The organism is Nocardia sp. (assembly GCF_025465275.1).
Classification (GTDB): Bacteria; Actinomycetota; Actinomycetes; order Mycobacteriales; family Mycobacteriaceae; genus Nocardia.
Genome location: NZ_JAODNK010000061.1, coordinates 18,237 through 45,192, shown reverse-complemented (window position 1 = coordinate 45,192; position 26,956 = coordinate 18,237). Strand labels below are relative to the sequence as shown.

Below are 26,956 nucleotides of genomic sequence, written 5' to 3'. Positions count from 1 at the left end.
TGATCGTTACGCTGCTGATCGTTGCGCTGCGGATCCTGTTGCTGCTGCGGAGCCTGCTGCTGTTGGTCGGGTCCCGGCGCGGCGTTCGCGATACCCGCGCCCGCGCCGAGCACGCCGAGCGCCAGCGTGCCCGCGACCGCGGCCTTGGCCAGTTTCGACTTGATCCTCATGCAGATTCCTCCTGTTGTCGGATCTCGATTCGAGATCGTCGGCCCGGTGTGCGAGCTGATACGGCAATCGTTGTTGCCGAATATTTGTCCGTCGTGGGTCGCGGCTATGCGCCAGCTGTGAATCGATCAGTTCACAGCTGGCACATAGACACGGCACAGCAACACCCAAGCGTTCGGGTTCAAGGTGGGACAATGTCCGCGATGACCACTGGAAACAGTCCGGCCGAACGAGTCGTCATGCGCCGTGCCGACGGCAGTGCTATCACCGTGCTCGTGGTAGACGACGAGCCGGTGCTCGCCGAGATGGTGTCGATGGCGCTGCGGTACGAGGGCTGGGACGTCGCGACCGCGGGTGATGGGCGCACGGCGGTCGCCAAGGCGCGAGAGACCCGCCCGGATGTGGTCGTGCTGGATGTGATGCTGCCCGATATGACCGGACTCGAGGTGCTCGGCAAATTGCGCGCCCAGTTCCCGCAGCTGCCGGTGCTGCTCTTGACCGCGAAAGATTCGGTCGAGGATCGCATCGCGGGGCTGACCGCAGGCGGCGACGACTATGTCACCAAACCCTTCAGCATCGAAGAGGTGGTGTTGCGGCTGCGCGCACTGCTGCGCCGCACCGGCGTCACCACCGCCGACAGCGGCGCTCAGATCGTGGTCGGCGACCTGGTCCTGGACGAGGACAGCCACGAGGTCACCCGGGCCGGCGAGTCGATCACGTTGACCTCCACCGAGTTCGAGCTGCTGCGCTTCTTCATGCGCAACCCCAGGCGGGTATTGAGCAAGGCGCAGATCCTGGATCGGGTGTGGAGCTACGACTTCGGCGGCCGATCCAACATCGTCGAGCTGTATATTTACTACCTGCGCAAGAAGATCGACAGCGGACACGAGCCGATGATCCACACGTTGCGCGGTTCCGGATATGTCCTCAAACCGGCAGGCTGAGGTGCCGCGCGGCGCGCGACCGCCGCGCCGTTGGTCGCTGCGCGCCCGGCTTCTGGTCGGCCAGGTGCTGTTGCTGGTGATCGTGGTCGTCGGGATCGGCGCCGCGACCGAGCTTGCGCTGCAACAGTTTCTGGTGCACCAGCTCGATACCGAGTTGATCGGCGTGCAGAAGCGCTCACTCGGTGACGCGGGTGGCGGCCCCAGCCTCGGACCCCGGCCGGACGGGCGGCCGACGCCGCCACCGCACCCACAGTCGGGGACCGCAGGCCCGGGACCGAGCTTCCTGGACCGGGGCGGTATTCAACCCGGCGCGGTCGGCGCGATCCTCGATGGGGAGAAAATCACGGCCGCGGGCAAGATCGGCGCCGACGGCACGCAGACAGCCCTGTCGGAGACCGCGCAACAACAGCTGGCCTCGGTGCCGACCGCTGGCGGACCGGTCACCGTGGATCTCGCCGGTCAGGGCCGCTATCGGCTGATCGCGGACAAGACGTGGGACGGCGAGACGGTCATCACCGGCCTGCCGTCGGCCTCCATCGACGCGATCCTCATGCGGGTGCTGCTGATCCTGCTGATCGTCACGGTGATCGTGCTGATCATCGCGATCACGGTGGGTATCTGGCTCATCCGGCACGCGCTCGCGCCCCTGGATCGGGTCGCGGCGACCGCCTCCCGGGTGGCCGATCTGCAATTGGATCGCGGGGAAGTCGCTCTGCCCGTGCGGGTTCCGGTCGCGGATGCCGACCCGCGCACCGAGGTCGGCCAGCTCGGCTCGGCGGTCAACCGGATGCTCGATCACATCACCGGTGCGCTCTCGGCCCGCCATGACAGCGAGACCCGAGTCCGCCAGTTCCTCGCCGATGCCAGCCATGAACTGCGCACCCCCCTCGCTGCCATTCGCGGCTATGCCGAACTGGCGCAACGCAAACGGGCCGAGGTCCCCGGCGATGTGGCCAATGCGATGAGCCGGGTGGAGTCCGAATCCCGGCGGATGACCGCGCTCGTGGAGGACATGCTGTTGCTGGCGCGACTGGATTCCGGCCGTGGGCTCGAGCATGAGCCGGTGGATCTGACCCAGCTCACGGTGGACGCGGTCAGTGACGCGCATATCGCCGGTCGCGATCACCGGTGGGATCTGGATCTGCCCGATGAGCCGGTGGTGATCACCGGTGACGCGGCCCGCCTGCATCAGGTGCTGGCCAATCTACTGGCCAACGCCCGCACTCACACCGGCCCGGGCACCACGGTGACCACCGCGCTGGACTTCGACGGCGACGGGGGAGCGGTGTGGCGGGTGACCGACGACGGGCCGGGCATCCCGGAAGCCTTGCAGCCGGAGGTTTTCGAGCGTTTCGCACGCGGCGACTCATCGCGTTCGCGGCGCGCGGGCAGCAGCGGCCTCGGGCTGGCGATCGTTGCCGCGGTGATCAAAGCGCACGGCGGAGTGATCTCCGTGGACAGTGCTCCCGGGCGGACCGAATTCACCGTCCGGCTCCCCGGCGTCGGGAGTGCCGTCCCGACGTGAGTGCGCGGCGGCCGACCACATAGCCGGCTCACAGTTACGGCATAGGTGACAACCACATCGGGCCGTGAGTATCGAGGTATGACCACACCTTTGCTGGGCGCTTCCGCCCATACAACCTCCGGTAGGGAATCTGCCGACGCTGATCGAGAACCGGGTCGGCCGGACACCGCAGCTGGTCGCGGGCCGACGGGCCGATTCACCCGTTTGCTGTTCGGCCCGCCCGACCAGGGCCGGGGGGTGCGTCCGAGCTTGTGGACACTGCCGGTCGCCACCGCGGTCCTCTATCTGTGGGGGTTGAGCAAATCAGGATGGGCCAACGACTTCTACGCGGCCGCGGTCCAGGCGGGCACACAGAGCTGGAAGGCGCTGCTGTTCGGTTCGCTGGACGCGGGTAATGCCATCACCGTTGACAAACCACCGGCATCGCTGTGGGTCATGGGCTTGTCGGGCAGGTTGTTCGGGTTCAGCTCGTTCTCGATGCTGCTGCCGCAAGCGCTGATGGGTGTGGCGTCGGTCGGATTGGTGTACAGCGCGGTGCGGCGTTGGAGCGGTCCGGCGGCCGGGCTGCTGGCGGGTGTGGCGCTGGCGGTGACTCCTGTTGCCGCACTGATGTTCCGGTTCAACAACCCCGACGCACTGCTGGTGCTGCTGCTGGTTGTGGCGGCATACTGCACGGTTCGCGCCACCGAGAACGGTAGCGGACGGTGGCTCGCATTGGCCGGTGTGGCAGTAGGTTTCGGATTCCTCACCAAAATGATGCAGGCGTTCCTGGTACTGCCCGCGCTGGGACTGGTTTTCCTGGTGGCCGCGCCGATCGGCTTCCGGCATCGAATCGTGAAACTGCTGGGCGCGTTCGCGGCCATGGTGGTCTCGGGTGGTTGGTTCGTCGCTCTGGTGAGCCTGTGGCCCAGCGCTTCCCGCCCCTATATCGGCGGATCGACCGATAACAGCTTGCTCGAATTGGCCTTGGGCTACAACGGTCTCGGCCGTGTCCTGGGCGGGGACGGCAACGGTGGAGGCGGAGGCGGAGGCGGAGGCGGTGGCAACACCGGTTTCGGTGGCAGCACCGGAATCACCCGCTTGTTCGGCGATTCGATGGGCACCGAAATCTCCTGGCTGCTGCCCGCCGCCCTGATCGGTCTCGTCGGGGGCCTGTGGTTCACCCGGCGCACGCCTCGCACCGGACGCTCCCGTGCCGCTCTATTGCTCTGGGGCGGTTGGCTTCTCGTGACCGGAGTCGTATTCAGCTATATGCAGGGCACCATTCACCCGTACTACACGGTCGCCCTCGCACCCGCGATCGCCGCGCTGATCGGACTCTCGGTGGTCGAGCTGTGGCGTGGGCGCCAAGTCCGCACCGCGCGTATCGCACTCGCCGCGATGGCCGCCACCACCGGCATCTGGAACTTCATCCTGCTCGACCGCACACCGGACTGGTACCCGCCGCTGCGCTGGATCGTGCTGATCGGCTCGATAGTGATCGCGGCGATCGTCGCCGTCGGTGCACATCAGCTCGGCAAATTCACCGCTGTTGTCGCCATCGCCGGACTCCTGTTCGGGCTGGCCGGGACGACCGCATACGCCATCGAAACCGCAGCGACCGCACACACCGGATCCATACCGACCTCCGGCCCGGTTGTCCCCGGCAACGGCATGGGCGGCGGACCTGGTAGCGGGGCGCCCGATGGTGCTCGAGCCGGTGAATCAGTGTCCAGCACAACACCCCCCGGCACCGCGCCTGCTGAGAGTTCCATCAGCGATCCGGCAACCGGCCGTGGCGGCGGTGGACCCGGCGGTTCCACCGCGACGAACACCGAACTGCAGCAGTTGGTGAAGAACACCGGCACACGCTGGGCCGCCGCGACAGTGGGCTCGCAATCGGCAGGCAGTCTCGAATTGGCCACCGGCACCTCGATCATGGCGGTCGGTGGCTTCACCGGCAGCGACAACTCACCGACGCTGTCTCAGTTCCAGCAGTACGTCACCGACGGTGAAGTCAGCTACTTCATTGCCGGTACCGGCATGGGTGGTCCCGGCGGTGGATCGGGCAGCGCCAGTGCAATCACGGCGTGGGTCAAAGCCCACTACACCGCCGAAACCATCGGCGGCACAGCGGTCTACGACCTCACGCATCCGCTCACATCCTGAAAGGGGACTGGGGAAGGTAACCGGCTCCGGCTGCAACTTCTTAAGCGAACCACTGGGTCCTTCTTAAGCTTCCGCCGCTACCGTCGTGGCGCAGTGTTGCTCGAGGGTGGAGGCGCCGGTGGCGGATACCGATGGGTTCGGCGCGTCTGTCGCGGTGCAGAGTCCGCGAACGCCGGAAGATGTGGCCGAGGTCGAGGTCGAAACTGCTGCGGCGAAACCGGACGCTTCGAGGGGAGATCCGGTACCGCAGGGCGACGGTGGATCCGACGAAGAACCCTGGCATCTGTTGACCCGCATAGGGTTTCGGTTCGGTGTCTGCTATTTCGGCATGTTCGGTTTGGCGGGTGTGCTCGGGCTTCTCCCGATCCTGTTGGCGGGCTTGGGTATCCGGTCGGGATGGACCTCGGTGCTGAATGTCTTGCACCTCGCGCGCCCGCCGATCGAGTGGACCGCTACCCATGTGCTGGGCTTGCACGTGGTCAGCGTCCAGGTGGGCAGCGACAGCGCATTCCAGTGGACCGCACTGTTTCTCCTGATGGTGGTCGCCGCGGTGGCCACGGCGGTGTGGTCGGTGCTGGATCGGCGGCGGCCGCGGTACACCCGCGTGTTCGCGTGGGCTCAGCTGTATCTGCGGCTCGTGCTCGCGATCGCGATGTTCTATTTCGGTATGGCCAAGGCGATTCCGACGCAGATGCCGTTCGTGCTGAACCGATTGGTGGAGCCCTTCGGCGATTTCAGTCCGGAGGGCGTGCTGTGGTCGCAGGTCAGCGTGTCGCAGCCGTATGAAATCCTGCTCGGCGGAGCGGAATTGCTGGCCGGAGTACTGCTGCTGGTGCCGCGTGCCACGGCGGCGGGTGCGCTGCTGTGCGCGGTGGATATGACGCAGGTGTTCCTGCTGAACATGACGTACGACATCCGTCTGAAGACGGTGTCGTCACAGTTCCTGCTGTTGAGTCTCTTCCTGCTCGCACCCCGTGCCCGCCGGGTACTGGCGGTACTGTTCTCCGACCGGGCCGCACCCCACGCCCGAGCTGTACGGCATCTACCAGGTGGACGGCTTCTCCTCGGAGGGTTATGCCCGTGACCCACTGCTCACCGACCAATTGCGCTGGCGCCGAGTTGTTGTCGACCGCCCCTTCCACGTTTCCGATCCGGTGGTACTCACCATCCAGCACATGGACGACTCTTTCGAGGAGTACGGCGGCACCATCGACCCGAAGCGTCACTTCATCGACCTGCACAATCGCATCGCCCTGGGCACCTACGTGGAAACCCCGGTCCGGGTCCACCTCACCTACTGGTGGCCCGGCCCCGGCCAACTGATCATCGACGCCGACGACTATGCCGGCCACCGCATCCACGCCCGGTTCACCCAGCTCGACCCGAAGTCCTTCCCGCTGGTGGACCGCGGTTTCAGCTGGGTCAAGGAACAGTCCTACAACCGTTGAGCGACTTCGGGTTCCGTGTATCCCGGGCTAGTTCGCTACGTCTCGTACTCGTATCCGGAGCGGTCGCCGCGCGAGGAGACCGCGGTGACGACCGCGGCGACCAGGATCATGATCGCCGAAACCAGCAGGGCCACTTCGAGACCCCGGTGGAACGCGGCGTACGTCGCGGTGATGACCTGATCCACAATCGGCCCGTAGGCCGCCGAGGCGGAGGAATCGCCACCGGACGGCACCTGACCGGTCTTGATGGCATCGATCACGATCGACTGGAAGTTCGCGGGAATGCCCAGCTGGTTCAGACGGTCCACCAAGTCGGCATTGAGGAACGAATTCACCAACGAGCCCAGCGCGGCCACACCCACTACCGCGCCGACCTGACGCATGGTGTTGGTGGCGGCTGCCGCCATTCCCGAATGCTCTGCTGGCACCCCCGACAGCACCGCAGCGGTCAAAGGCACCACCGCAATTCCGAAGCCCAGCCCGGCGAGCGTGAGCGATAGCATGAGCGGCACGAATTGCGGTGTCACACCTAATATTTGGCGGGTCAGCAGGATTCCGGCCGCACCGAGTACGCAGCCGGTGATCATCGGTGTGCGCGACCCGCGCAGCGCCACCCAGAAGCCCGCGAACAGGGCGCCCACGATAATGGCGACGGCCATGGGCGCGAATACGGCCGCCGTGCGCCAGCCCGAATACCCCGACACCTCTTGGAGATACAGCGCGGTGAAGAAGAAGATCGAGAAGATCCCGAAGTAAACGGCGAACGCCACGATCAGAGCGCTGCGCACCATCGGCCGTTTCAGATAGTGGAAATCGAACATGGGATTGCGCGCCCGCGTCTCGGCGAACACGAATACCAGCAGTCCGATACCGCCGATCACGAACAGCGCCACCACCGACGCGGCGCCGTACCCGACCTCCTCACCCGAGATGCCAGCGTAGATCACGCAGCCGAGAAAGGCTGTGCCCGAGACGAATCCGGCCAGATCGACCGGACCGGGTTGCGGATCGGCCGATTCCGGAACGTAGCGCAGCGCGGCCACCAGCACCATCACGCCGACGGCGAGGTTGAACCAGAACACCGACCGCCAACCGTAGGCCCCGACCAGTACGCCACCGATCACCGGTCCCAGCGCCAGCGCAAGTCCGGAGACCGCAGCCCACGCACCCAGCGCGCGAGCGCGTTCGCCGCGCTCGGGAAATATGTGCCGGATGACCGACAGCGTGCCGGGCTCGGAGGCCGCCGCACCCAATCCCATGACCGCGCGGCCCACGATGAGCACCGTCACCCCGGTCGCGACCGCCGAAATCACCGACCCCGCGGCGAAAACCGCCAAGCCCGCGATCATCACCCGCTTGCGTCCCCAGCGGTCGCCCAGCGATCCGGCCGTCAGCATGAGGCTCGCGAATACCAGCGTGTAGGCGTTCACCACCCACTGCAGCGACACCACGCCCGCATGCAGATCCGATTGGATATCGCCGAGCGTGACGCTGACAACGGTGGTGTCGAGAAAGGTCACGAACAGCACCGCGGTGACGGTCGCCAGTGCGATACCCGGCCGTCGCGCCGCACCGGCCGCCATTGTCCCGGTGGCGCGCATATCAGCTGGTCGGTGTGGTCGACGCGGTGCAGGGTGCAGGTGGTTTACCCTGCATTTCGAGCGTCAGCAGCGCACAGAACGTCGCGGCCGACACCTTCCATGTCCCGTCCGTCCGCACCGCATTGCCTGGCTGATCCGGCAGGGCGGGCGTGCCGTTCAACGAAACGGTGTACACCACATTCGCCTTATCGGCCCCGGCGGCGGTCACACTCGACACGGTCGCCTTGGTCCCCTTGGCGATCGGCGAATCCACCTGCGCCCGAATGGTATCCGCGAAACTCTGCCCGTTCTCCAGTACGGCGATCTTCTGATCGGCGGGCGTCGACCCGTCGAAGAATCGTTGATAGGCGTCCGTAACAGCCTGTGTCAGCGTGGCATCGGTACCGGGCACGGTAACCGTCGGGTGGGCGGTCTCCGGTTCCTTGGCCGAGACGCTGCACCCGGCGAGTACCGCCCCGGTAAGAGCGCAGACCACAAGGGATTTCGACAAGAGAATACGATTCGACATGCCTTGTCCTCCTCAGCGACAGACCGGCATGGATGATCAGAAATCAAGATTACGCGCCCGTACCGACCGACGGGCACGTATTCGCGGCGAAGCGGCCCACGTACCCCGGACATGGCGGAGGCGGAGCGCCCGTTACCGGGCACTCCGCCTCCGCAGGTTGTCAGGCTATGCCGAAACCGCGCTCACGTTCGCGCGGTGTTGCGAGATGAGATCCGTGCGCGGTGCCCGCCATCGCGCCCGCGCCCGCCATGGCCGGAGCCCTCGTTCGGGGATCCCCGGTCGAGGCGAGCGGCGGAGTCGCACTGCCGCCGCCGCGTCCGCCGCGGGTGACCATGGTGGCGAGACCGCCTGCCGCAGCGGCGATTACGAGACCGATGGGCAACGCCCACCATTTCGTATTGGAGCTGCTGCTCGAGCTGGTGTCCGCGGTGGTCCCGGAGGACTGCTCCGGAGCGTTCACCGATGCCCCCGGAGGAGCACCCGGCGCCGAGACATCGAGGCCGCTGAGCTGAGTGGCGATCTCGGGCGGGACGGTGACGAAGCCGTCCGCCTGACTCCAGCGAATATCGACCGGAGTGCCGTTCTGCCCGTGGAAGGTCTGGCTGTAGACACCGTTCGCGAGCGTGGTGTCACTCGCCGGAGCGCCGAGCGTTCCATCGGTCGCGTGCAGATGTGACCACGCGGTCCGAATGGGTCCCCGGACCATCCAGGCGCCGTTCTGTGGACTCCACTCGATGGTCGCTCCCTCCGGCGCGGAGAATTCGCTGAAGCGGGCGGTGCCCGCCACCGGTGCGTCGGATTCGTCATTGGTCGGATAGCCGATGCCCGCATCGGCTCCGCCGAGGGCGAGATACTTGTCCAGGATCGCGCCGTACATCACCTTCGCGCCGGTCTCCGGTGAGTAGACGATCTTTCCGCCGGCGTAGTCCTGCGCCGCACCGTCCGGCCCGAATGCGTATACCGCGCCGACCTTTTCACCGAGCGGCGAGGAAGCGCCGCCCTTGTCGGTGTAGTGCGCGCTGATCGCGGCGTCCGCACCGGCCGGCTGCGCCGACGCGGTCGGGGCGAGCAGAACACCGGCGCCCGCTGCGGCGAACAAGCCGAGCGCCGCAGCCGTCCTAGCGATGGATCCTTTCCAGCGTTTCATCGAAGAGCTCCTCACGAGAGTCGTCCGAGAATCGACATCAGCGGATATTGCTGGCCTTCGGTTTTGTCGCGAACCCGATGACCGCGGCGACAACAGCGCCCACGACACCGCCGCCGCCGACCTGCGCGAGGATCTGACCGAAGTCCAATCCACTACCGGTGGCGGCCTGGATGATCGCTCCGGTGATGCCGCCGCCGATCGCTCCGGCGCCACCGCTCACAGCGGGACCGAAGGGGCTCTTCGCACCGCCGATCCCACCTCCGATCACGCCGCCGAGCAGACCCAGTAGCCATTCCATTTTTCCTCCTGGTGGGTGAATCCTGGTGGATGAGGGGGAGTCGCCTACCGTGCTATGAATCCTGGCCTGTCCCAAGCCTTCCGGGGCCGCGACGTTCGGTGCGAACGGTGTCCGCGACTGTGTGCTCATTGCCCATCATCAGCCGCTCCTGCTCGCGCAGCACGGCGTTCGGATCGCCTGGTCCATGGGTCATCGGTGCATCGGATCCGGGCTGAATCCGGCTGCGGCCCGCATTGTCCGCGGCTGCCCGCCGCCGATCGGCGCCGTAATGCGCGAGCAACTCCTGTTCGGCGCGTGGGTCGATACGGCCGTCGTGCTCGAGTTGGGGTGCGGAATCGACCTGAGCCTTCGCGGCCCGCACCCGCAGCGTGTTGTCGGCGGCCCGATATTCGGCGTCGGCGAGTGGCACCAGCGCGTGTTCGCCGAACATTCCGGTGGCAACCACCGCCCAGGTCGGCGCACCCGAGTCATCGTCCATATAGAAATTCTCGATGCGGCCGACCTGCTCACCGGCATTGTCGTACATCATGCAACCGATCAATGAATCCAGCGTTGTTTTCGCCACGATCTCTCCTCGGTGTCGATAGTGGTCATGGCACCGGTAGAAATGCGGTGCATGAACACCGTGGTTCGGGAAATGATCTGCTCAAAACTTGCTGCGACTTAGCTCATACCCAACCCGATGACGATCAATCAGGCAAGCCCAGGGCCGGAGCTATCAGCTCGCGGGCATCGTGCAGGATCTGCTCGTAATCGTCGCGATGGAACTCGTAGGGCAGTTCGAGGCGCAGCTCAGAGGTGTGGGCCAGCACCGGATCGGCCCGCAACTGCTCGACGATCTGCTCCGAGGCGCCGACCAGATCCGGGGCGAACAGGATGCGCCGCTCGCCCTGCGGGGCGAGGGTCCGCTCGTGCCGGGAAGCCGCGTACTGCCGATAGCGCTCGCGGGTGGCCCGGTCGGCGCTGTCGAGCGGAACGATCACCCGCCCCACCGCGACCCGGGCCGGGCGGGCCGGATCGACAAGCCGGCGGTACTCCTCGATCAAGGTCAGCTGCGCGGTACCGAAGTCGTCGGTGTGCTCGCCGGACACGATATTGCCGCTGAGCAGGTTGAGCCCGTTCTTCCCGGCCCAGCGCACCGAGCGGCCGCTGCCGCCGCCGTACCAGAGCCGGTCGACCAGGCCGGGACTGTGCGGTTGCAATCGGGGACGCTGCGTATTGCCGGGGGAGTGGATCACCGCATCCGCCTCGCCCAGGTAGTCGCCGCGGAGGTTGTCGATCAGTCGCTCGATCCGGCCGTGGGACAGGTCGTAGGTGTGCCAGTCACCATCGAAGACCAGGCTCCCGATCAGGTCCGCATGCGGCGGCGTGCCCGCGCTGAAGCCCGGTTGCAGCCGGCCCTGGGACAGCACATCGGCCAGCGACAGATCCTCGGCCAGCCGGAACGGGCTCTCGTAGCCGATGGGAATCACGGCCGTCCCCAACTCGATTCGGCTGGTGCGCTGCGCGGCCGCGGCCAGGAAAACCGCCGCCGACCCGACACCGTGTTCGAGATGCCGCTGCCGGATCCAGGCGCCGCCGAACCCGAGCCGCTCGCCGTATTCGAACAGCTGGAGCGTGTCCTCCAGCCCGCTGTAAGGATCGTCGTCGAGATAATTGCCCGGGGTCAGGAACGACAGATTGCTGATCTGTACCGTCACGAGATCTGCTCGCCCGCTACGATTTCGGCCCACCGCTGCGTCGTCATACGAGGCATCCAATCGTATCGAACTGCGGCCGAACAGGATTGCGATCACCGCGAACCCAATCCGGCGCGGCTGGAATTTGAATCACCGTGCTTTCCACGGGGTGGAGAGCGCATTGCCAGCCGATCTTGTGCCCGGGACTGACGATCGTCGGATTGTCCAATGCGAGAAAGGGTCTCAACTACCGGGTGTGTAGCGGGGGCCGACGAGGGCCAGGGCGGTGTCCACCGCGATATCGATGATCTCGGTGATATCGCGCCCTTCCTCGACGGTGGAGGCGATGAGTTCGCGGAAGCCGCCGTAGAGGATGGTCGCCATTTGGCGGGAAGGCGGGTGGAGGTTGGGCTGCTCGAATTCCGGTGTGGTGGTGAGGTTCTGGATGAGTTCTATGAAGGCTTCCGCGGCGGCGTGGTGCAGCTCGCGCGCGCTCTCGCCGAGGGACGGGGTATCGCGAATCCAGGCGAGAGTGATGGTGGTATCGGCCTGCGAGGCGTGGATCCAGGCTTCGATGGCTTGGCGTACCTGGGTACGCCAAGACGCATTCGTATCGACCGCCTCGTAGATCTGCTGGATCGTGTCGTTGTTCCGCTCGGTCAGCAGGGCGATGAAGCAGTCCTGCTTGCTGGTGAAATGCTCATAGAAGGTGCGGCGGGAAGTGCGGGCATTGCGGACCACGTCGGCCACCGTCGCATCCCGGTAGCCGCGTGCGCGGACGGCCTCGGCCATCGCGTCCAGGAGACGCCGGCGGAATCCGGATTCCGGCGTGGCCTCGGCGGCGGTGGGGGCGAGCTCGGCGCGTGTCACGAGAGTCAGATTAGCTACCTCCTCAGGCCGTCACCTGTTCCGGATCGCGATCATCGGGTGCGAAGTCGGTGACCGCGCGCGGTAGTGCGGCAGCGGCAGACCGGGTCGTGAATCGGACGACGCCGTCCTCGATCCGGCCGTGCCGGAGGGTGAGGACGTCCTGGGCGTAATTCATGCCGAGTCGCCATGGCGCCCGGGAACCGGCCTTGGGGAATTGGTCGAGGGCCCGCAAGACATATCCGGCCTGGAAGTCCAGCAGCGGAGTTTCGGCAATGGACGGGTCGGGCCACGGTGTGCACTGGTCGTAGCCATTGGTGTCCATATGCCGCAGCAGACGGCAGACGAATTCCCCGACCAGATCGGCCTTCAATGTCCACGACGCATTGGTATAGCCGAGGGTGAAGGCGAAATTGGGCACGCCGCCGAGCATCATTCCCTTGTACGCCATGGTTTCCGGCGGCGTGATCGCGCGCCCGTCGACCACGAGCTCTATCGCGCCGAGAGCGAGCAGTCGCAGACCCGTCGCGGTCACCACGATGTCCGCCGGTAGCTCGGCGCCGGACTTCAGGCGAATTCCGTTCGGGGTGAATCGGTCGATATGGTCGGTCACCACCGAAGCGTCACCTGCGCGCAGCGATCGGAACAGGTCCGCATCGGGAACCAGGCACAGCCGCTGATCCCACGGACCGTAGACCGGGTTGAAATGGGTGTCGACGTCGTAGCCCTCGGGCAGCTGTTTGACGGTCTGGGTGCGAATGAACTTCCGCATCATCTCCGGCCGCCGCTGACTGAGCTGATAGATCAGCGTGCTGATCGCGACGTTCTTCCACCGGGTGATCGCGTAGGCGCGTCGCGGCCCGAGCAGCGCCCGGAGCCTGGTCGCTACGACGTCCTCGGTGGGAGCGGACAGGATGTAGGTCGGTGACCGCTGCAGCATCGTCACATGGACTGCCGTCTCGGCCATGGCGGGAACCATGGTGACCGCGGTGGCCCCGCTGCCGATGACGACGACGCGTTTACCCGCGTAGTCCAAGTCCGCCGGCCACTGCTGCGGATGCACGATCGTGCCCCGGAACTCTTGTGCGCCAGCGAAATCAGGGGTGTAGCCCTGGTCGTAGCGGTAGTAGCCGCTGCACACATACAGGAACTGACAGGTCAGCGTGGAGGTTGTGCCGTCATGCTCGACCTGTACCGTCCAGCGTGCCTCGGACGAGGACCAGGATGCGCGAATCACACGATGCCCGAACCGGATTCGGCGATCGATGCCGGCATCGGCCGCGGTATCGCGAATGTAGCGCAGGATCGATGGCCCGTCGGCGATCGCCTCGGCCGCGGTCCACGGCCGGAAACGGTAACCGAGAGTGGCCATATCGGAATCCGATCGCACGCCGGGATAGCGGAACAGATCCCAGGTGCCGCCGATCTCCTCGCGGGCCTCGAGAATCGCATAGGTCCGTTCGGGAAACGCCGACTGCACATGGTGGGCCGCGCCGATTCCGGACAGCCCGGCGCCGACGATCAGCACATCGACGTGGTCGGTCATGCGTTCACCTCCGCCTTGCCACGGGTGCGCAGCCGCCGCTCGAGCACCGAGATAATGTCGTAGTAGTGGGTGGGGGACACCCGCGCGAGCGCGTCGAAGACGTAGGCGTCGGGGCCGACAAGAATGCGCGCCTTGCCGTGTTCGACTCCACGGCAGATGATTTCGGCGGCTTTCTCCGGTGAGGTGAGGGTGATAGCCTCGAATTCCGCGGCCATCTGCTCGCGGCTGCGGCCGCGGCCTTCCGGATCCTTGCGGACCCGCGCATTGCGGGCGATATTCGTGGTGATGCCGCCCGGATGCACGTTCACCGCGGAGACGCCGGTGCCCCGAAGTTCCTGGCGCAGAGCGTCCGTGAAGCCACGGACCGCGAATTTAGCGGCACAGTAGGCGCTTTGGTAGGGCATGCCGACCAGTCCGAACACGCTGGAGGTATTGACGATGACGCCGCGATCCTGTTCGACCAGTAATGGCAGGAATGCGCGGGTGCCGTTCACCACGCCGTCGAAGTTGATGCGGCGCAGCCATTCGTCGTCCTCGGGGACCGAGTCGAGCACCGAAGACGACACCGCCACACCGGCATTGTTGAACACCGCCGCCAGTGGGGTGGTCAGCCAGTCGCGGACCTCATCGGCGAAGGCGCGCTGGTCGTTGGCATCGCGCACATCGAGCACCCGCAGCAGGAACGGACCCTGTAGTCCGTCGGCGGTCTGCTTCAGACCCGTCTCATCGATATCGGCGATTGCCACGGGTGATCCACGGCGGGAGAGCAATTGGGCGAGGCCGCGGCCTATTCCGGAGGCGGCGCCGGTGATCATGACGGGGTGGCCGGACAGTGGTCTAGCTGCTCGGGGCATCGATGCTCCTGAATTCGTGTGTGCGGATGTGGGCGTGGCGGAGTTCGGTCACACCGTCACCTGAGTCGCCTGTGCTGTCGAGGGTGCGGTGGCGGCAGGAGTGCGGCGGCGCACCACGGCGCGGCCCTTCTTCGCCGGTACCAGCGCGACACCGCGGAAGTGCGTACGTTCGTCGGGCGCATCGGTCGGCTCGAGGGTGAAATCCCGCAGCAGCGTACGCAAGACGATATTCATCTCCATGGTGGCGAACGCCGCGCCGATGCACCGGCGGGCGCCACCACCGAACGGAATCCAGCTGAACGTCCCGGGCCGCAACCCGACGAAGCGATCCGGATCGAAGGCGCGGGCATTCGGGAAGAGCTCCTCGTTATCGTGCATCAGCCGAATGCTGACCACGATGTTCTGACCCTTCGGCAGCGTCCACCGGCCCAGTTGCAGCGTGTCCGCACGCACTTTGCGTCCGGTTGAGTCGATAACCGGGCGGACCCGCTGAACTTCCAGCAGTGTGGCTTCGAGCAGCGCCGAGCCGCCCTCGTCGATTTCGGATACCAAGCGGCGCAATAACTCCGGGTGCCTGCGCAGGCGCTCGACCGTCCAGGCCAGCGTAGTCGCCGTGGTCTCGTGACCCGCGGTGAGCAGCGTCAGCAGTTCGTCGGCGATATCGCTGTGACTCATCGCGGAGCCGTCGTCGTAGCGGGCCTGCAGCAGCATCGCGAGTACGTCGTCGCGCTCGGCGAGGTCATCGGCTGCCGCCGCGCGCTCGATGAGCCGTCCGACAATCTCGTCGTACCTGCGGCGGTGGGCCGCGAATCGAGCCCACGGACCGTATTGCCCGAGGAACTTGCGCGGTACCGGCAGCGCCGCCAGCGCCGATCCGACGAGCACCAATTTCGGTAGCAGTTCACGTAATTGGTCGAATTCCGCGCCCTCGGCGCCGAACACCGCGCGCAGGATCACATTGAGCGTGATCCGCATCATCGGGTCCATGGTCGCGAACTCACGGTCCGACTGCCAGGAAGCCATCTCGCGGACGGCTTCCTCTTCGATGAGCGTCTCGTACACCGCCAGGCGGCGGCCGTGGAACGGTGGTGCGAGCAACTTGCGCTGTTTGCGGTGCTCCTCGCCGACGAGGGAGAACAGCGATCCGGGGCCGAGGAACTGCCCGAGGTTGACGTCGATATTGTCGACCAGATCCGTGCTCGCGGTGAACAGCGCCTTCACCTCCGCCGGCTCCGAAAGCACCACTGTCCGACCGAATCTCGGCAAGTGCACGGTGAACGCCGAGCCGTAGCGCTCGTGCATGCCCCGCCATGCGCGGGTTCGCCCGGTCAAGATTTTCAAGCCCTGTACGAAGCCCGGCGTGGTCGGTCCCTCGGGCATTCTGACGGTGGTCATACGCCAACTCCCTGCGTTGGTACTCCGATGTACCAAAATGACGGTACATTCACGTACCAGAAGTGGCAAGGGTCACGTTCGCGCCGGGCACAGGCATCGCCTGTGGCGGTCATCGATTCTTTCTGTTTCCGCGTTGTCGCTGTGCTGGCCACGATGGTGAGGGGCCTGATTCCGGCCCGAAACCAGTGGAAGGACAAGACGATTACTGCTCTCGCGACTCGTGACCTCGAAGGCAAAGTGGCCCTGGTGATCGGCGGTACCCGCAACCAGGGCGCGGCTTTCGCCGATAACATCGCCGCCCGCGGCGCCACCACCGTGATCAGCTATACGAACGACGATGCCGCCGCGAAGGAGACGCTCACGGCACTGGAGAAGCACGGCGTGGTCGTGGAGGCCGTGCGCTCCGATGCGCGCCGCTCCGACGATGTCAATGCCCTGTTCGAAGGGGTGGTCGCGCGCCACGGCCACCTCGATATCGTGGTGCACACCCCCGGCGCCGTGATCAAGAAGCCGCTCGCGGATTTCACCGACGCGGACTTCGATCACCTCATCGATCTCAATACCCGCAGTGCGTTCAATACCCTGCGCGCCACCGCGCGCCACATTGCGGACGGTGGCCGCTACGTCGTGCTGTCCACGACGCTGACCTCGGTGATGACCGGCCCGTACGGCCTCTACTCCGGGTCCAAGGCCGCCGTCGAGCGCATGGTGCTCGCGCTCGCCAAAGAGATCGGCAGCCGTGGCGTCACCGTCAATGCTGTTGCTCCCGGCCCGATCGACGACTCGTTCTACCGCGGCGCCGAAACACCCGAATCGATGGCCGCCGCTTCTGAGCACAGCCCGCGGGGGCGGCTCGGCCTTCCCGAAGACGTTGCGCCGGTGGTCGGTTGGTTGATCAGCGATTCGGCCGGCTGGGTGTCCGGGCAGACGGTGCGCGCGAACGGCGCCATGTTCTGACTCGAATCACGGCTCGCGGATCGATATTGTCGACAGGTGATCGACAATATCGACCTGCGGCACCTGCGTTCGTTCCTAGCCGTGGCCAGCGCCTCCAGCATCACCAAAGCTGCTGCCACTCAGCATATTACGCAGCAAAGTTTGTCGGCTCACATCCAGCAGCTGGAACGTGCGCTCGGGGTGACGCTGCTCGTACGGACCTCGCGGGGCATCACCCTGACGGCGGCCGGTGCGGAATTGGCTTCCGGTGCACCCGATCTGCTGGTGGATCTCGGCGCGCTGGCGCGACGGGTCCGCGCCACCGTCGCGAGTTCGGTGCGGCGGCTGCGAGTGGTGTCGGCCGCCTACACGATCACGCTGTTCGCGGTGGAGGTCGCCAAGACAATGGAAGCCGCCGATCCCGGCATCGAAATCGAGGTCGCCACGGCACTACGCCCGATCGAGGCCATGCAACGCCTGCACGCGGGCACCTCGGACGCGGCGATCCTCTGGCTGCCGACCGGCGACCCCGGATTGCTGAACGAGCCGATCCGAGACGACCCCCGCGTCGTCCTGCTCGCGGAAGACCATCGACTGGCGGACCGCACCTCGCTCACTCTCGCCGATCTCGCGGACGATCCGGTGGTCATAGTCGACGCGTTCGCCTCACCGGAGGCACTGAGCCACCGCATTGTCGACCCGCGCCCCGACGGCCGTCCCGCAGTCCGAGGTCCGGTGGTGCCGACCCTGGAGGACTGCCAAGCCCAACTACGCCGAGGCCGCGGCGTCTGGTTCGCACCCCGCCAGATGGCCGAATGGGCCCTGTGCCCGGGCGTCACCCTGATCCCCGTCGTCGATATCGCCCCGACGCCCCTCGCCGTCGTGTGGCCCCCATCCATACCCCGGGACCTGGTCGACACACTGGTTGCCGCCGCGCGGGCATCCGCGAACCCGCAATAGCGGCCGTCTACCGGAGGTTTATCGCTGCGTTCTCGAATCATCGCGTAGCGGAGAATTGCTGTGCCGCCGGATGCAATGCGTGTCGGCGAGGGCGTAGAGGCGCAGTCCCTCGGCCAGCTGTTCGGCCATGTGTTCCAGCTGGTCGGGTGTGAGGTGCTTGCCGAACACCGCGGCCTTGAGCAGCCGCCGACGCACCTCGCTGATCTGCAGGTGAGCGAAGACGGTCGGGTCGAGTTCTGGCACGGTCGGGCAGACTACCTCGAGTCGAACAAAGTTTCGATACGAGACCCCTGGGCCCGACGTCATGCTGAGCGGAGCGCCGCGTTCCGGATCGGGCGGATGTCACGGGTGGGTGGCCCAGTGGTGACGTAGTGCGGTGGCGAGAAATCGACGAGCAGAACAGTCTGGGGGAGATCAGAATTGCCCTCACCTACGCGGCCGAGTCGGGCGCCATCGACCGGCGTCACGTGGACACGTTCGCGCACATCGTGCTGGCCGCTACCAATGAGGTGGCCTTGATGATCGCCCGCGCCGGTGACCCCGGCACTGCGCTCGGTGCCGGGGAAAGCGCGGTCGCCGAGTTCCTGGACCGCCTGCTGGGCACCCGCGGCCAGTGGCTATCCGATTTCCGGCAGCGGCTTCGGGTCGCCGGGGTCCGGGACCGGGTGCGGCGGGTCGTACGGCGCAGGGGCGGGCGGGGTCGGCGGGGCCGGCACCGGATTCGGCTGGGGCGGAACAGGGGAGGGGACCGGGGTTGTGGGGATCGGATCCGGAGGCGGGATCGGTGGGACGGTCTCTGTATCGGTCATGAGATTCGGATACCCGCGGATCCCGGGCTGAACCGGTCCTAGATCATCTTTTGTCGGCGGGCCGCTCACAGCCGCGTGAACTGGGAGCTGGGGTACGGCTGCAGGAACTGTTGGAGACCACTGGTTGCGGGTCCTTCGATCGGGGTGCCGACCGGAGTGAAACGGGAGCCGTGTAGCGGGCAGTCCCAGGAGCGTTCGGCATCGTTCCATGCCAGGATGCCGCCCAGATGTGGGCAGATCGCCGATACCTCGGTGGTTTGCCCGTCCACTGTGCAGACCGCGGTGGGAATGAGGCCGTGGCGTTCGACTCGGCCGCAGCCCTCTGCGGGCAATGCGCCCGGGGCGGAGCCGATGGCTCGCCGCCAACCGGACAGCATCCTGTGTGCGACAGTCATATTGGAGGTGGCGCCGGCGGGAAGTGACCGCAGCTGGGAGGGGCGCCAGCTGGCGAAGGTGTGTGCCCAGGCGGGTGGTTTGCCGGTGACGCGGCCCGCGATGGCCAGTGCCGCCGCTACCCCGTTGGTCAGTCCCCATTTGGCGTAGCCGGTGGCCACCAGAATGCGATCGCGGCCCGGCAGCAGAGTTCCGACATAGGGCAGTTCGTCGACGGGTAGGTAGTCCTGGGCGGACCAGGAGTGCAGCGGTTCGGCTGTGGGACACCATGTCCGGGTCCATTCGATCAGCTCCTGGGCCCGCAGCCGCGGCGACGATTCCCGTCCGACAGTGTGGTCGTTGCCGCCGACGAGCAGCACGTCCCCTTCCGGTGACGGTGCGTAGCGCAGTGACCGGGTGGGAGTGCCTGCACTGAGGTACATCTCGTGCGGAACCGGTTCGCTCACCGCGAAGGCGGTCAGATACGAACGCTGTGCGGTGAGCCGGGTGAAGAAGCCGCCGCGATCGAGTATCGGTGTGCCTGTGGCGATTACGACTGTCCGGGCGATCAGATCGCCGTGCTCGGTCTCGATGATCAGGTCATTGTTCTTGCCCGCTCGCACATTTCGGGCGAGGGTGGATTCGAAGATGGAGGCGGCATGCCCCTCGATATCGACCGCGAGCGCGGCCAGTAGCGCCATCGGGTCCAGCTGTGCCTGATCCTCGAGCCGTACCGCACTGTAGGCCGGAAACGGCACGTCCACGTCGTCGAGGTGGGTGACCGGCAGTCCTGCCGCTCGTGTCGCATCGAATTCCGCACGCACAGCGGCAGTTTCGGCCCTGCTCTGCGCGTAGGTCAGTGCCGCCTCTCGCTGTACCGGCACCGTCCGCTCCTCGCAGTACCGCATCAGCCATTGCTGCCCAGCGCGATTGGCGTCGATATAGTCGCGCAGCGCGCCGTCACCGTGCCGCCCGCGGATCCGCTGTGCGCGAGTTCCCTGCAGCAGACTGACCTTTCCGGTCGACGCTCCGGTGGTGCCCGCCCCGACCCGGCGGCCTTCCAGTACCGCCACCTCCACACCGCTCTCGGCGAGCAGTAGGGCCGTCGCCAATCCGGTGATACCGCCGCCGATCACGACGGTATCGAAGCGGGCGCCGGGCGTGAGCCGTAGCCGGGCCGGGACTTGGGCGTCGTCCAGCCATAGCGATGTCATGGTTCGGGTATATCCCGTCACAGCGTCGCGAAACAGTCACGGGGCCGGGCAGCGTCGCTGCCCGGCCCCGATGTGAACTGTTGTGGAAATCGACTCAGTAGTAGTGGCTCCGACCACCTACTGCGCGTCCCGTCGAACCCAGCACCATGAGCACGGCGCCGGCGACGAGTAGTACAACGCCGATGGTCGTCAAAAGCGGGAAGCCGAGCAGAATGCCGGCAAGGAGCAGGACCAGACCGAGAATGATCATGACACTTCCTTGAGATGGACGGCGCGCCGGGCGACCCGGCGCTGACGTTGCTATAGCCGGAACGATTCCCCCTAAACGGGGCGAGGCAATGAAAATTCGTTCGGTATCACGGTTTCATAACAGGGCGTATGGGTAGTCAAGGGTTGAGACCGTGATGCTGTTGCCGCCGCACCGGTAGCCGATACCGTTGCGGCGCAGGCATCTTTCGGCAATTCCGATGACGACCATTCGGACCCGACCGATGGGAGCTACAGATGCAGTTCGATGAGATGGTGTTACCGGTATCCGGGCTGCGAGTGGAGTGGCGGCCGACCGATCAGCACTTCCGTATTCGCCCGTCCGGCCATGCGGATGTGGGGGTGCCGCCGCCGTGGCGAACTTGGCTGGGCCACAATGATATGGCCGTCGGCGCCTCGGGTCCGATTCCGCAGGAACCCCAGGCGAAGTGGTGGGCGGTGTGGGGCGAGTACACCGGTAACGATGTACAGGTCACCTTGGACGATCAGAGCCGGCCGGGCGTGGTGGTCATCGGCAGGCTGTGGATCTGCGAATGGCGTGGACCTGAGCGCGAAGTCACCGTGGTCACCGGGGGTCGTCAAGCTGAAATCCAGTTCGCCTCGCCTATCTACTCGGCTCCGCACTCGGGTCGTACCCGGCACAGCGGCGGCTCGAGCCACATCGAGACGCCCGCCGGATTCCACGAGATTCCCCGGCGCCGGTGACCTCGGCATCGTTTGCGACGCGACTATCCGGGTAGGCCGCAGATCCCCGGGTAAGACGTTGACCTCGTATCCGTTGCTGCGCACCGATATCGTCAATGCCGAGGGCGCCTGGGTCGATCGGCCTGTTGTGCTCTCACCCGAAGACGGTTGGATTCTCATCACCTCGCGCAACCCGGGGGATCTGCCGGACTTCACGAACGCCATCGACCTGACCATCAATCCGAACGCCGATTAATGGTCGATCACACCCCGTATTCGCCTGTGGCGCAGCAGAACAGTGGTCCCGCCCGTCGAACGGGCGGGACCATCAGTCGTTTCGGTAGCTCATGCCGCCATGGCCAGCTGCGCCTGCCACATCCAGCGCAGCTGTTCCAGCCGCGCGGCGATGCCTACGAGTAGATCCCGCGTCACCGGATCCTTCGTCCCTGTCGCATTTGTTCGTCCGCGCAGCCGCGCGATCACGATGGCGAGATTGTCGACGATCGCCTCGACCACGGCATTGCCGAGCTGCCAGCCGTCGGGCAGTGCCAGTGCCCCCGAATCCTCGACCACCGTCACTACCTGCCCGTCATTGCTGAATCCCAGCGCGGCGGCACGTTCGGTCGCGGCGTCGGTGAATCGGCGCACGACGGAGAGCAATTCGTCGAGCGCCGGCTGAATGGGGCCGAGGTCGCGCTCGATGACGTTCCAGCGCGCCTGTTTCGTAATGAGTGACAGGTCGATCAGGTCGATCACGGTCGCGCGCAACGCATTTCCGGCAATCTGCTGCTGCTTCGCATCGAGGGTACTCGTTCTGGGTTCCGGCACTGCCGAATCCTTTCGTAGTGGGACGTGGAAGCGTCCAACAGGCAGTACCCGCGAACCGCCGTCCCAATCAGACCAAGATCGAGAGACCGTAGGGTGCCGTGCGGGCGGATATCGGTGCACCCGGCGGTTCGCCGATCAGAGCTGGGAATGGTCCGACGAGGTGGCGCGCATGCACGCCTATGAGCCGGGCACGGTGACACCCACCACGAAATTGCTGCTGTCGCACAAACACCCGGACGATCGGGAGCGGGTGGAGGAGGTACTCGTCACCTCACTGCACGACCACGCGCCCTTCTCGAGCCAGCACCGCATCATCGACACCGCGGGGCGGGAACATCAGGTCCTCGTGGTGTCCGACGCCGTCGCCGAAGAGTCCGGCGAGGTGGTCGGCACAGCCGGCTACTACGTCGATCTGACCGATAGGCTCGCCGATCAGCGCAATGAAGTCCTCGACGAGATGCTTCCCGAACTGCTCGAGCAGCGGGCCGTGATCGAACAGGCGAAAGGTGCGCTCATGGTGGTCTACGGCCTGACCGCGGACCAGGCGTTCCGGGTGCTGAAATGGCGTTCCCGGGAGACCAATACCAAGCTGCGGGCGCTGGCGGCTCAGCTTATGGGGGAGTTGCGGGGACTGCCGCCGGTGGGCACGCGCACACGGACCGCGGTCGACCATATCCTGCTGACCATTCACCTGCGGATACCCACGGCGTAGCACTGTACTGCGTCAGCCCCGCTGATACCGATGACACAAACCGGTTTCGGAGCCGTCGGTATTGGAAACCCCTTGGAAAGACACGCAATCCGAGGAGGGTGAGATGCAACAGTTGAGATTGCGGCTGAAGTCCGCAGTTGCCACCGCGGAACGGCCGCTCGATTTCGAGAGCGCCACTCGCCTGCGCCGGCGCGTACGAGCCCTGTCGGTCGAATGCGATACCACGCGCTACCCCGATACCGAACGAGTGCAGCTGAACAAGCTTCGTAACCAGGCGGTTCGGACCGTCGAATTGGCTGTTCAGCGCGCCGATGAAACCTCCAGGTTGGCCAACATTCCCCGATAGTCACGTTTCGATAACAAGCCGATGGGTATCTCATGGTTATGGCAACGACACGAGAAAGTTCTACCCGTATCGTCGGAATCGACTGGGGAACAGCCCTTTTGGCGCTCGCGGCCTGTCTGTTTTTCATCGGCGGCATTGCCGTCATGACGCAGTCCTGGACCACCTCCGCAGTGGCGGGCGGCAGTCTCCTGATCGGTCTGACCGCAATACTGAATGTCCTGCGCGAGCACTGAGTCCCGCCAGCACTGAGTCCGCGGATTTCTTTGCACCGCGTGGTGTCGCTACACGCTGCTGAGCGAACGTCTGGGCAGACTGTTTGACGGCGGTACGGCCGGGTAGCCGAAGCCTACGGTTCGGACTCAGGAGTCGTGATGGCGGAAGTGTCCGGTGCGGCCGGAAACAGTGTGATGCGGACGTTGATTCCGGCGCGGATCGATCGGCTGCCGTGGTCGAGGTTCCACACTCGGATGGTGGTCGCGCTCGGTGTGGCGTGGATTCTCGACGGACTCGAGATCACGGTGGCCAGTTCGGTCGCCGATACGCTGACCAAACCCGAGACGCTGCATATGTCCTCGACCGCGGTCGGCCTGGTGGCGACCGTCTATCTGGCCGGTGAAGTGGTCGGCGCGCTGCTGTTCGGAAACCTCTCCGACCGGCTCGGGCGCCGGAAACTGTTCCTGGTCACCCTGGCCGTCTACCTGATCGGCAGTGGCCTCACCGCACTCACACTGGGCAGCGGCACCGGCTGGGTGCTCTTCCTGTACCTCACGCGCTTCATTGCCGGCATGGGCATCGGTGGCGAGTACGCGGCGATCAATTCCGCTATCGACGAACTGATTCCAGCTCGGTTTCGCGGGCGCGTGGACATCGCCGTCAATGGAACCTATTGGGCCGGTGCGATTATCGGCACGATCGGCACCTACATCCTGCTCAATCATATGAGCCTGTCGGTGGGCTGGCGGCTCGGCTTCCTGATCGGCCCGGTACTGGGCGTGGGGATTCTGTTCGTGCGCCGCCATCTTCCGGAAAGCCCGCGCTGGCAGATCATGCACGGGCATTCGGAGGCGGCCGAGGAATCGATCAATGAGATCGAGCGTGATGTGGCGGCAACCGGGGTCACCGTGCCGCCGGTCGACGAGTCCCGGGCCATAGAGATCAAGCCGACCGCGCAGATCGGCTATCTGGCGCTGACCCGCGTCCTGTTCCGCGAATACCCGTCGCGGGCGATCCTCGGCGCGAGCCTCATGATCAGCCAATCCTTCCTGTACAACGCGATTTTCTTCACCTACACACTGGTGCTCGGGAAGTTCTATGACGTGCCCTCGTCGGCCACACCGATCTATCTGATCGCCTTCGCGATTGGAAATCTGATCGGGCCGCTGGCGATCGGGCACCTCTTCGACACCATCGGGCGGCGCACGATGATTTCCGGCACCTACATACTCTCCGGTGTGCTGCTGGCGATTTCGGCGGGTCTGTTCTACGCCGGTCTGCTCAATGCGATCACCCAGACCATCTGCTGGTGCGTCATCTTCTTCTTCGCCTCGGCGGGTGCGAGTTCCGCGTATCTCACGGTGAGCGAGATCTTCCCGCTGGAGGTGCGGGCGAAGGCGATCGCCGTATTCTTCGCCATCGCACAGTGTTTCGGCGCGCTCGGCCCCGTACTCTACGGCGCGCTGATCGGCGACGGTTCGCGCCCGGTCCGGCTGTTCATCGGATACCTGTTCGCCGCGGTGATCATGATCTCCGGTGGCGTGATCGCCCGCCTGCTCGCCGTTGACGCAGAGGGGCAATCACTCGAGGATGTCGCACTGCCATTGGCCTCGACCCGGCGGAGTGCGGCCACCACCGGGTGACCGCACTCCGTCGATGCAACTGCCGAGCGTCAGCGGACCGCTCGTCGTCCGGTCGCGAGATTGACCAGGAACAGCAGGATCACCGCGCCGCCGAGGGGCAGGAGATTATTCGCGGCTGTCGAGCGTTTCCTTGACCTTGGCGATCGCGAAGCCCCAGGCCTGGTCCACCGTGGGCTTCGGGGGTATGGCGATTTCGTCGGGGTTGGTCAGCACATCGAGCAGTATCGGGCGCCGTAGCGAAAGTGCTTCGGCGAGAACGCCGTCCAGCGCCTCGGGATCGGTCACCCGCCGCGATTCGAGTCCCATCGCGGCTGCCACGGCCGCCAGATCCGGGTTGTCCAGGATCGTGCCGAATTCCGGCAGTCCGCCCTGTTCCTGCTCGAGCTTCACCATGCCGAGCCGGCCATTGTCGAACACGATGAACGTGACCGGCAGGTTGTAGCTGACGGCGGTGCGCAGATCGCCCAGCAGCATCATCAGCCCGCCGTCGCCGCAGCAGGCGATCACCTGCCGGTTGCGGTCCAGGGCCTGCGCGCCGAGGGCTTGCGGCAGAGCATTGGCCATGGAGCCGAAGTTGTAGGAACCCAGCAGTCGCCGGTTCCCGCGCAGCGTGAGGAATCTGGACAGCCAGACGGTGGACATACCCGTATCCGAGGTGAAGATGGCATCGTCGGCGGCGTGCGTATCCAATGCCGCGGCCAAGGCTTCCGGCCGGATCAACTCGTCCGGGTTGTCCAGGTGACGACGCAACCGGCCCAATAGTTTTCGATCGTGACCGGCGTCCGCCAAGCGGTGCTGGCGTTCCACCCAGGTCTGGTAGCCGTGCTGCGCTGTCTTCAGATGCCCATCGGAGGTGGTGTCATCGAGTAAGGGCAGCAGTTCGCTCAACGCCGGCCGGCAATGCCCGACCAGCGACACATCGACCGCCGTGCGGCGACCGATGTGCTCGAGCCGCATATCGAGCTGGATGACCGTCTTCCCGGTCGGATACCAGTCGGTATAGGGAAAGTCGGTGCCCACCATGAACAGGACATCGCAATCGGCCAGCGCGGCATGGGCGGCCGGGTTGCCGATCAGCCCGGTCTGGCCGACTGCGAACGGATTGTCTTGTTCGAGAGCCTCTTTGGCCTTGAGCGTGAGCACCATCGGTGCGCCCAGGCGTTCGGCGACCTGCAATACCTCCGCCCGCGCCTCCCGTGCGCCCACGCCGACCAGCAGTGTCACCTTCTCGGCGCCGTTCAAGACGTCGGCGGCCTCGGCGAGCTCAGCGCCGCCGGGCACTATCGTGCGGCTGCGCGAGACGAATCGTGGTGCGGGCGAACCACTCTCGACCTTCGCGGCCGCTATGTCGCCGGGCACGTTCAAGACCGCTACGCCCGGCCGCGACATCGCGGCATTCACGGCCTGCTCGAACATGCGCGGCAGCTGGGCCACACTGGTCACCGTGGCGGTGAACTCGGCGACGTCGCGAAAGACCGCGTCATTGTCCACTTCCTGGAAGTACTCGCTGCCGATATCCGCGGTCGGTACCTGACCGCAGATCGCCAGCACCGGAGCATGTGACTTCTTGGCGTCGTAGAGACCACCCAGCAGATGAATCGAACCCGGGCCGACGGTGCCCATGCAAACACCGAGGGTCCCATTCAATTGTGCTTGTGCCCCAGCGGCATACGCGGCGACCTCTTCGTGCCGGACGCCGATCCACTCGATCCGATCCTCCCGCCGGATGGCGTCGGTAATGGGATTGAGGGCATCGCCCACGACTCCCCAGATCTGGGTCACGCCTTCGTTCGCGAGGGCGGTGACGATCATTTCGGCAACCGTGGTCATATGCTCACTCCTGA

General features: G+C 65.7%; 27 protein-coding genes and 1 pseudogene. 13 read left to right on the top strand and 15 right to left on the bottom strand.

Annotated features, from left to right (window positions below):
* The first annotated feature begins 407 nt into the window (after nt 1-407).
* From JWN03_RS13485 to JWN03_RS13470, 4 genes and pseudogenes are all read left to right on the top strand, one after another.
* The gene (locus JWN03_RS13485; protein ID WP_297614279.1) at nt 408-1,112 is read left to right on the top strand and encodes a response regulator transcription factor; all 705 of its coding nucleotides are present in this window, start codon (nt 408-410) and stop codon (nt 1,110-1,112) included.
* The gene (locus JWN03_RS13480; protein ID WP_297614277.1) at nt 1,090-2,637 is read left to right on the top strand and encodes a sensor histidine kinase; all 1,548 of its coding nucleotides are present in this window, start codon (nt 1,090-1,092) and stop codon (nt 2,635-2,637) included. Before JWN03_RS13485 ends, JWN03_RS13480 begins: the two co-directional genes overlap by 23 nt.
* Nucleotides 2,638-2,715: 78 nt before the next feature.
* Complete coding sequence (locus JWN03_RS13475) at nt 2,716-4,785, top strand: ArnT family glycosyltransferase (protein ID WP_297614275.1); 2,070 nt, start codon at nt 2,716-2,718, stop codon at nt 4,783-4,785.
* Between the two features lie 283 nt (nt 4,786-5,068).
* Nucleotides 5,069-6,233 (top strand): annotated as a pseudogene (locus JWN03_RS13470) (DoxX family protein).
* A gap of 35 nt (nt 6,234-6,268) precedes the next feature.
* Here the strand turns inward: JWN03_RS13470 and JWN03_RS13465 are convergent.
* From JWN03_RS13465 to JWN03_RS13420, 10 genes are all read right to left on the bottom strand, one after another.
* Complete coding sequence (locus JWN03_RS13465; RefSeq protein WP_297614273.1) at nt 6,269-7,834, bottom strand: MFS transporter; 1,566 nt, start codon at nt 7,832-7,834, stop codon at nt 6,269-6,271.
* A 1-nt stretch (nt 7,835) separates the two neighbouring features.
* Nucleotides 7,836-8,342 carry a hypothetical protein gene (locus tag JWN03_RS13460; RefSeq protein WP_297614271.1) on the bottom strand — a complete coding sequence of 169 codons (507 nt, stop codon included), beginning with the start codon at nt 8,340-8,342 and terminating at the stop codon, nt 7,836-7,838.
* Nucleotides 8,343-8,502: 160 nt separating this feature from the next.
* Nucleotides 8,503-9,489 carry an LGFP repeat-containing protein gene (locus JWN03_RS13455; RefSeq protein WP_297614269.1) on the bottom strand — a complete coding sequence of 329 codons (987 nt, stop codon included), beginning with the start codon at nt 9,487-9,489 and terminating at the stop codon, nt 8,503-8,505.
* A gap of 37 nt (nt 9,490-9,526) precedes the next feature.
* The gene (locus JWN03_RS13450; RefSeq protein WP_297614267.1) at nt 9,527-9,787 is read right to left on the bottom strand and encodes a hypothetical protein; all 261 of its coding nucleotides are present in this window, start codon (nt 9,785-9,787) and stop codon (nt 9,527-9,529) included.
* A gap of 52 nt (nt 9,788-9,839) precedes the next feature.
* The gene (locus tag JWN03_RS13445; RefSeq protein ID WP_297614265.1) at nt 9,840-10,352 is read right to left on the bottom strand and encodes a PRC-barrel domain-containing protein; all 513 of its coding nucleotides are present in this window, start codon (nt 10,350-10,352) and stop codon (nt 9,840-9,842) included.
* A 124-nt stretch (nt 10,353-10,476) separates the two neighbouring features.
* Nucleotides 10,477-11,487 carry an LLM class flavin-dependent oxidoreductase gene (locus JWN03_RS13440; RefSeq protein WP_297614263.1) on the bottom strand — a complete coding sequence of 337 codons (1,011 nt, stop codon included), beginning with the start codon at nt 11,485-11,487 and terminating at the stop codon, nt 10,477-10,479.
* A gap of 222 nt (nt 11,488-11,709) precedes the next feature.
* Nucleotides 11,710-12,336, bottom strand: coding sequence for a TetR/AcrR family transcriptional regulator (locus JWN03_RS13435; protein WP_297614261.1), 627 nt, complete (start codon nt 12,334-12,336; stop codon nt 11,710-11,712).
* A 22-nt stretch (nt 12,337-12,358) separates the two neighbouring features.
* Nucleotides 12,359-13,879, bottom strand: a complete 1,521-nt coding sequence (locus JWN03_RS13430) for a flavin-containing monooxygenase (RefSeq protein ID WP_297614259.1) — start codon at nt 13,877-13,879, stop codon at nt 12,359-12,361.
* A complete protein-coding gene (locus JWN03_RS13425; RefSeq protein ID WP_297614257.1) occupies nt 13,876-14,733 on the bottom strand; it encodes an SDR family NAD(P)-dependent oxidoreductase in 858 nt (285 codons plus the stop codon). The genes JWN03_RS13430 and JWN03_RS13425 overlap by 4 nt, the downstream gene beginning before the upstream one ends.
* Nucleotides 14,734-14,781: 48 nt before the next feature.
* Entirely contained in the window at nt 14,782-16,128 is a 1,347-nt protein-coding gene (locus JWN03_RS13420; protein WP_297614255.1) for a cytochrome P450, read from the bottom strand.
* 153 nt (nt 16,129-16,281) lie between these two features.
* Between JWN03_RS13420 and JWN03_RS13415 the strand changes: the two genes are divergently transcribed.
* Complete coding sequence (locus JWN03_RS13415) at nt 16,282-17,085, top strand: SDR family oxidoreductase (RefSeq protein WP_297614253.1); 804 nt, start codon at nt 16,282-16,284, stop codon at nt 17,083-17,085.
* Between the two features lie 36 nt (nt 17,086-17,121).
* Nucleotides 17,122-18,024 (top strand): LysR family transcriptional regulator, encoded by a 903-nt coding sequence (locus JWN03_RS13410; RefSeq protein WP_297614251.1) that lies wholly within the window; start codon nt 17,122-17,124, stop codon nt 18,022-18,024.
* Between the two features lie 18 nt (nt 18,025-18,042).
* On the opposite strand, the gene JWN03_RS13405 is transcribed toward JWN03_RS13410, so the two are convergent.
* Nucleotides 18,043-18,267 carry a DUF6374 family protein gene (locus JWN03_RS13405; RefSeq protein ID WP_297614249.1) on the bottom strand — a complete coding sequence of 75 codons (225 nt, stop codon included), beginning with the start codon at nt 18,265-18,267 and terminating at the stop codon, nt 18,043-18,045.
* A gap of 128 nt (nt 18,268-18,395) precedes the next feature.
* Between JWN03_RS13405 and JWN03_RS13400 the strand changes: the two genes are divergently transcribed.
* Complete coding sequence (locus tag JWN03_RS13400; RefSeq protein ID WP_297614247.1) at nt 18,396-18,875, top strand: hypothetical protein; 480 nt, start codon at nt 18,396-18,398, stop codon at nt 18,873-18,875.
* Nucleotides 18,876-18,898: 23 nt separating this feature from the next.
* Here JWN03_RS13400 and JWN03_RS13395 read toward each other — a convergent pair whose 3' ends face one another.
* Together JWN03_RS13395 and JWN03_RS13390 are read right to left on the bottom strand one after the other, a co-directional pair.
* Nucleotides 18,899-20,419 (bottom strand): FAD-dependent oxidoreductase, encoded by a 1,521-nt coding sequence (locus JWN03_RS13395; RefSeq protein WP_297614245.1) that lies wholly within the window; start codon nt 20,417-20,419, stop codon nt 18,899-18,901.
* Between the two features lie 94 nt (nt 20,420-20,513).
* Nucleotides 20,514-20,669 (bottom strand): DUF6131 family protein, encoded by a 156-nt coding sequence (locus JWN03_RS13390; RefSeq protein ID WP_297614243.1) that lies wholly within the window; start codon nt 20,667-20,669, stop codon nt 20,514-20,516.
* A gap of 254 nt (nt 20,670-20,923) precedes the next feature.
* Here JWN03_RS13390 and JWN03_RS13385 point away from each other — a divergent pair, with 254 nt between their 5' ends.
* Together JWN03_RS13385 and JWN03_RS13380 are read left to right on the top strand one after the other, a co-directional pair.
* Nucleotides 20,924-21,391: a hypothetical protein gene (locus JWN03_RS13385; RefSeq protein ID WP_297614281.1), complete on the top strand. Its 468-nt coding sequence runs from the start codon at nt 20,924-20,926 to the stop codon at nt 21,389-21,391.
* A 58-nt stretch (nt 21,392-21,449) separates the two neighbouring features.
* Complete coding sequence (locus tag JWN03_RS13380; protein WP_366914394.1) at nt 21,450-21,626, top strand: DJ-1/PfpI family protein; 177 nt, start codon at nt 21,450-21,452, stop codon at nt 21,624-21,626.
* An 89-nt stretch (nt 21,627-21,715) separates the two neighbouring features.
* Here the strand turns inward: JWN03_RS13380 and JWN03_RS13375 are convergent, their stop codons facing one another.
* Nucleotides 21,716-22,198 carry a Dps family protein gene (locus JWN03_RS13375; RefSeq protein WP_297614241.1) on the bottom strand — a complete coding sequence of 161 codons (483 nt, stop codon included), beginning with the start codon at nt 22,196-22,198 and terminating at the stop codon, nt 21,716-21,718.
* Between JWN03_RS13375 and JWN03_RS13370 the strand changes: the two genes are divergently transcribed.
* The 4 genes from JWN03_RS13370 (at nt 22,185) to JWN03_RS13355 (ending at nt 25,112) form a co-directional block, all read left to right on the top strand.
* Nucleotides 22,185-22,910, top strand: a complete 726-nt coding sequence (locus JWN03_RS13370; protein WP_441342982.1) for a PAS and ANTAR domain-containing protein — start codon at nt 22,185-22,187, stop codon at nt 22,908-22,910. The genes JWN03_RS13375 and JWN03_RS13370 overlap by 14 nt on opposite strands.
* 103 nt (nt 22,911-23,013) lie before the next feature.
* Nucleotides 23,014-23,256 (top strand): hypothetical protein, encoded by a 243-nt coding sequence (locus JWN03_RS13365; protein WP_297614239.1) that lies wholly within the window; start codon nt 23,014-23,016, stop codon nt 23,254-23,256.
* A gap of 38 nt (nt 23,257-23,294) precedes the next feature.
* Nucleotides 23,295-23,489, top strand: coding sequence for a hypothetical protein (locus JWN03_RS13360; protein WP_297614237.1), 195 nt, complete (start codon nt 23,295-23,297; stop codon nt 23,487-23,489).
* A gap of 138 nt (nt 23,490-23,627) precedes the next feature.
* The gene (locus JWN03_RS13355; RefSeq protein ID WP_297614235.1) at nt 23,628-25,112 is read left to right on the top strand and encodes an MFS transporter; all 1,485 of its coding nucleotides are present in this window, start codon (nt 23,628-23,630) and stop codon (nt 25,110-25,112) included.
* A gap of 105 nt (nt 25,113-25,217) precedes the next feature.
* Here JWN03_RS13355 and JWN03_RS13350 read toward each other — a convergent pair whose 3' ends face one another.
* A complete protein-coding gene (locus JWN03_RS13350) occupies nt 25,218-26,942 on the bottom strand; it encodes a thiamine pyrophosphate-dependent enzyme (protein ID WP_297614233.1) in 1,725 nt (574 codons plus the stop codon).
* Between the last annotated feature and the right edge of the window lie 14 nt (nt 26,943-26,956).

Excerpts from the sequence above, each read along its gene's own strand:
- JWN03_RS13485 (WP_297614279.1), top strand. The coding sequence starts at position 408 with ATGCGCCGTGCCGACGGCAGTGCTATCACCGTGCTCGTGGTAGACGAC.
- JWN03_RS13480 (WP_297614277.1), top strand. The coding sequence starts at position 1,090 with ATGTCCTCAAACCGGCAGGCTGAGGTGCCGCGCGGCGCGCGACCGCCG.
- JWN03_RS13475 (WP_297614275.1), top strand. The coding sequence starts at position 2,716 with ATGACCACACCTTTGCTGGGCGCTTCCGCCCATACAACCTCCGGTAGG.
- JWN03_RS13465 (WP_297614273.1), bottom strand. The coding sequence starts at position 7,834 with ATGCGCGCCACCGGGACAATGGCGGCCGGTGCGGCGCGACGGCCGGGT.
- JWN03_RS13460 (WP_297614271.1), bottom strand. The coding sequence starts at position 8,342 with ATGTCGAATCGTATTCTCTTGTCGAAATCCCTTGTGGTCTGCGCTCTT.
- JWN03_RS13455 (WP_297614269.1), bottom strand. The coding sequence starts at position 9,489 with ATGAAACGCTGGAAAGGATCCATCGCTAGGACGGCTGCGGCGCTCGGC.
- JWN03_RS13450 (WP_297614267.1), bottom strand. The coding sequence starts at position 9,787 with ATGGAATGGCTACTGGGTCTGCTCGGCGGCGTGATCGGAGGTGGGATC.
- JWN03_RS13430 (WP_297614259.1), bottom strand. The coding sequence starts at position 13,879 with ATGACCGACCACGTCGATGTGCTGATCGTCGGCGCCGGGCTGTCCGGA.
- JWN03_RS13425 (WP_297614257.1), bottom strand. The coding sequence starts at position 14,733 with ATGCCCCGAGCAGCTAGACCACTGTCCGGCCACCCCGTCATGATCACC.
- JWN03_RS13420 (WP_297614255.1), bottom strand. The coding sequence starts at position 16,128 with ATGACCACCGTCAGAATGCCCGAGGGACCGACCACGCCGGGCTTCGTA.
- JWN03_RS13415 (WP_297614253.1), top strand. The coding sequence starts at position 16,282 with ATGGTGAGGGGCCTGATTCCGGCCCGAAACCAGTGGAAGGACAAGACG.
- JWN03_RS13395 (WP_297614245.1), bottom strand. The coding sequence starts at position 20,419 with ATGACATCGCTATGGCTGGACGACGCCCAAGTCCCGGCCCGGCTACGG.
- JWN03_RS13390 (WP_297614243.1), bottom strand. The coding sequence starts at position 20,669 with ATGATCATTCTCGGTCTGGTCCTGCTCCTTGCCGGCATTCTGCTCGGC.
- JWN03_RS13385 (WP_297614281.1), top strand. The coding sequence starts at position 20,924 with ATGCAGTTCGATGAGATGGTGTTACCGGTATCCGGGCTGCGAGTGGAG.
- JWN03_RS13365 (WP_297614239.1), top strand. The coding sequence starts at position 23,014 with ATGCAACAGTTGAGATTGCGGCTGAAGTCCGCAGTTGCCACCGCGGAA.
- JWN03_RS13360 (WP_297614237.1), top strand. The coding sequence starts at position 23,295 with ATGGCAACGACACGAGAAAGTTCTACCCGTATCGTCGGAATCGACTGG.
- JWN03_RS13355 (WP_297614235.1), top strand. The coding sequence starts at position 23,628 with ATGGCGGAAGTGTCCGGTGCGGCCGGAAACAGTGTGATGCGGACGTTG.
- JWN03_RS13350 (WP_297614233.1), bottom strand. The coding sequence starts at position 26,942 with ATGACCACGGTTGCCGAAATGATCGTCACCGCCCTCGCGAACGAAGGC.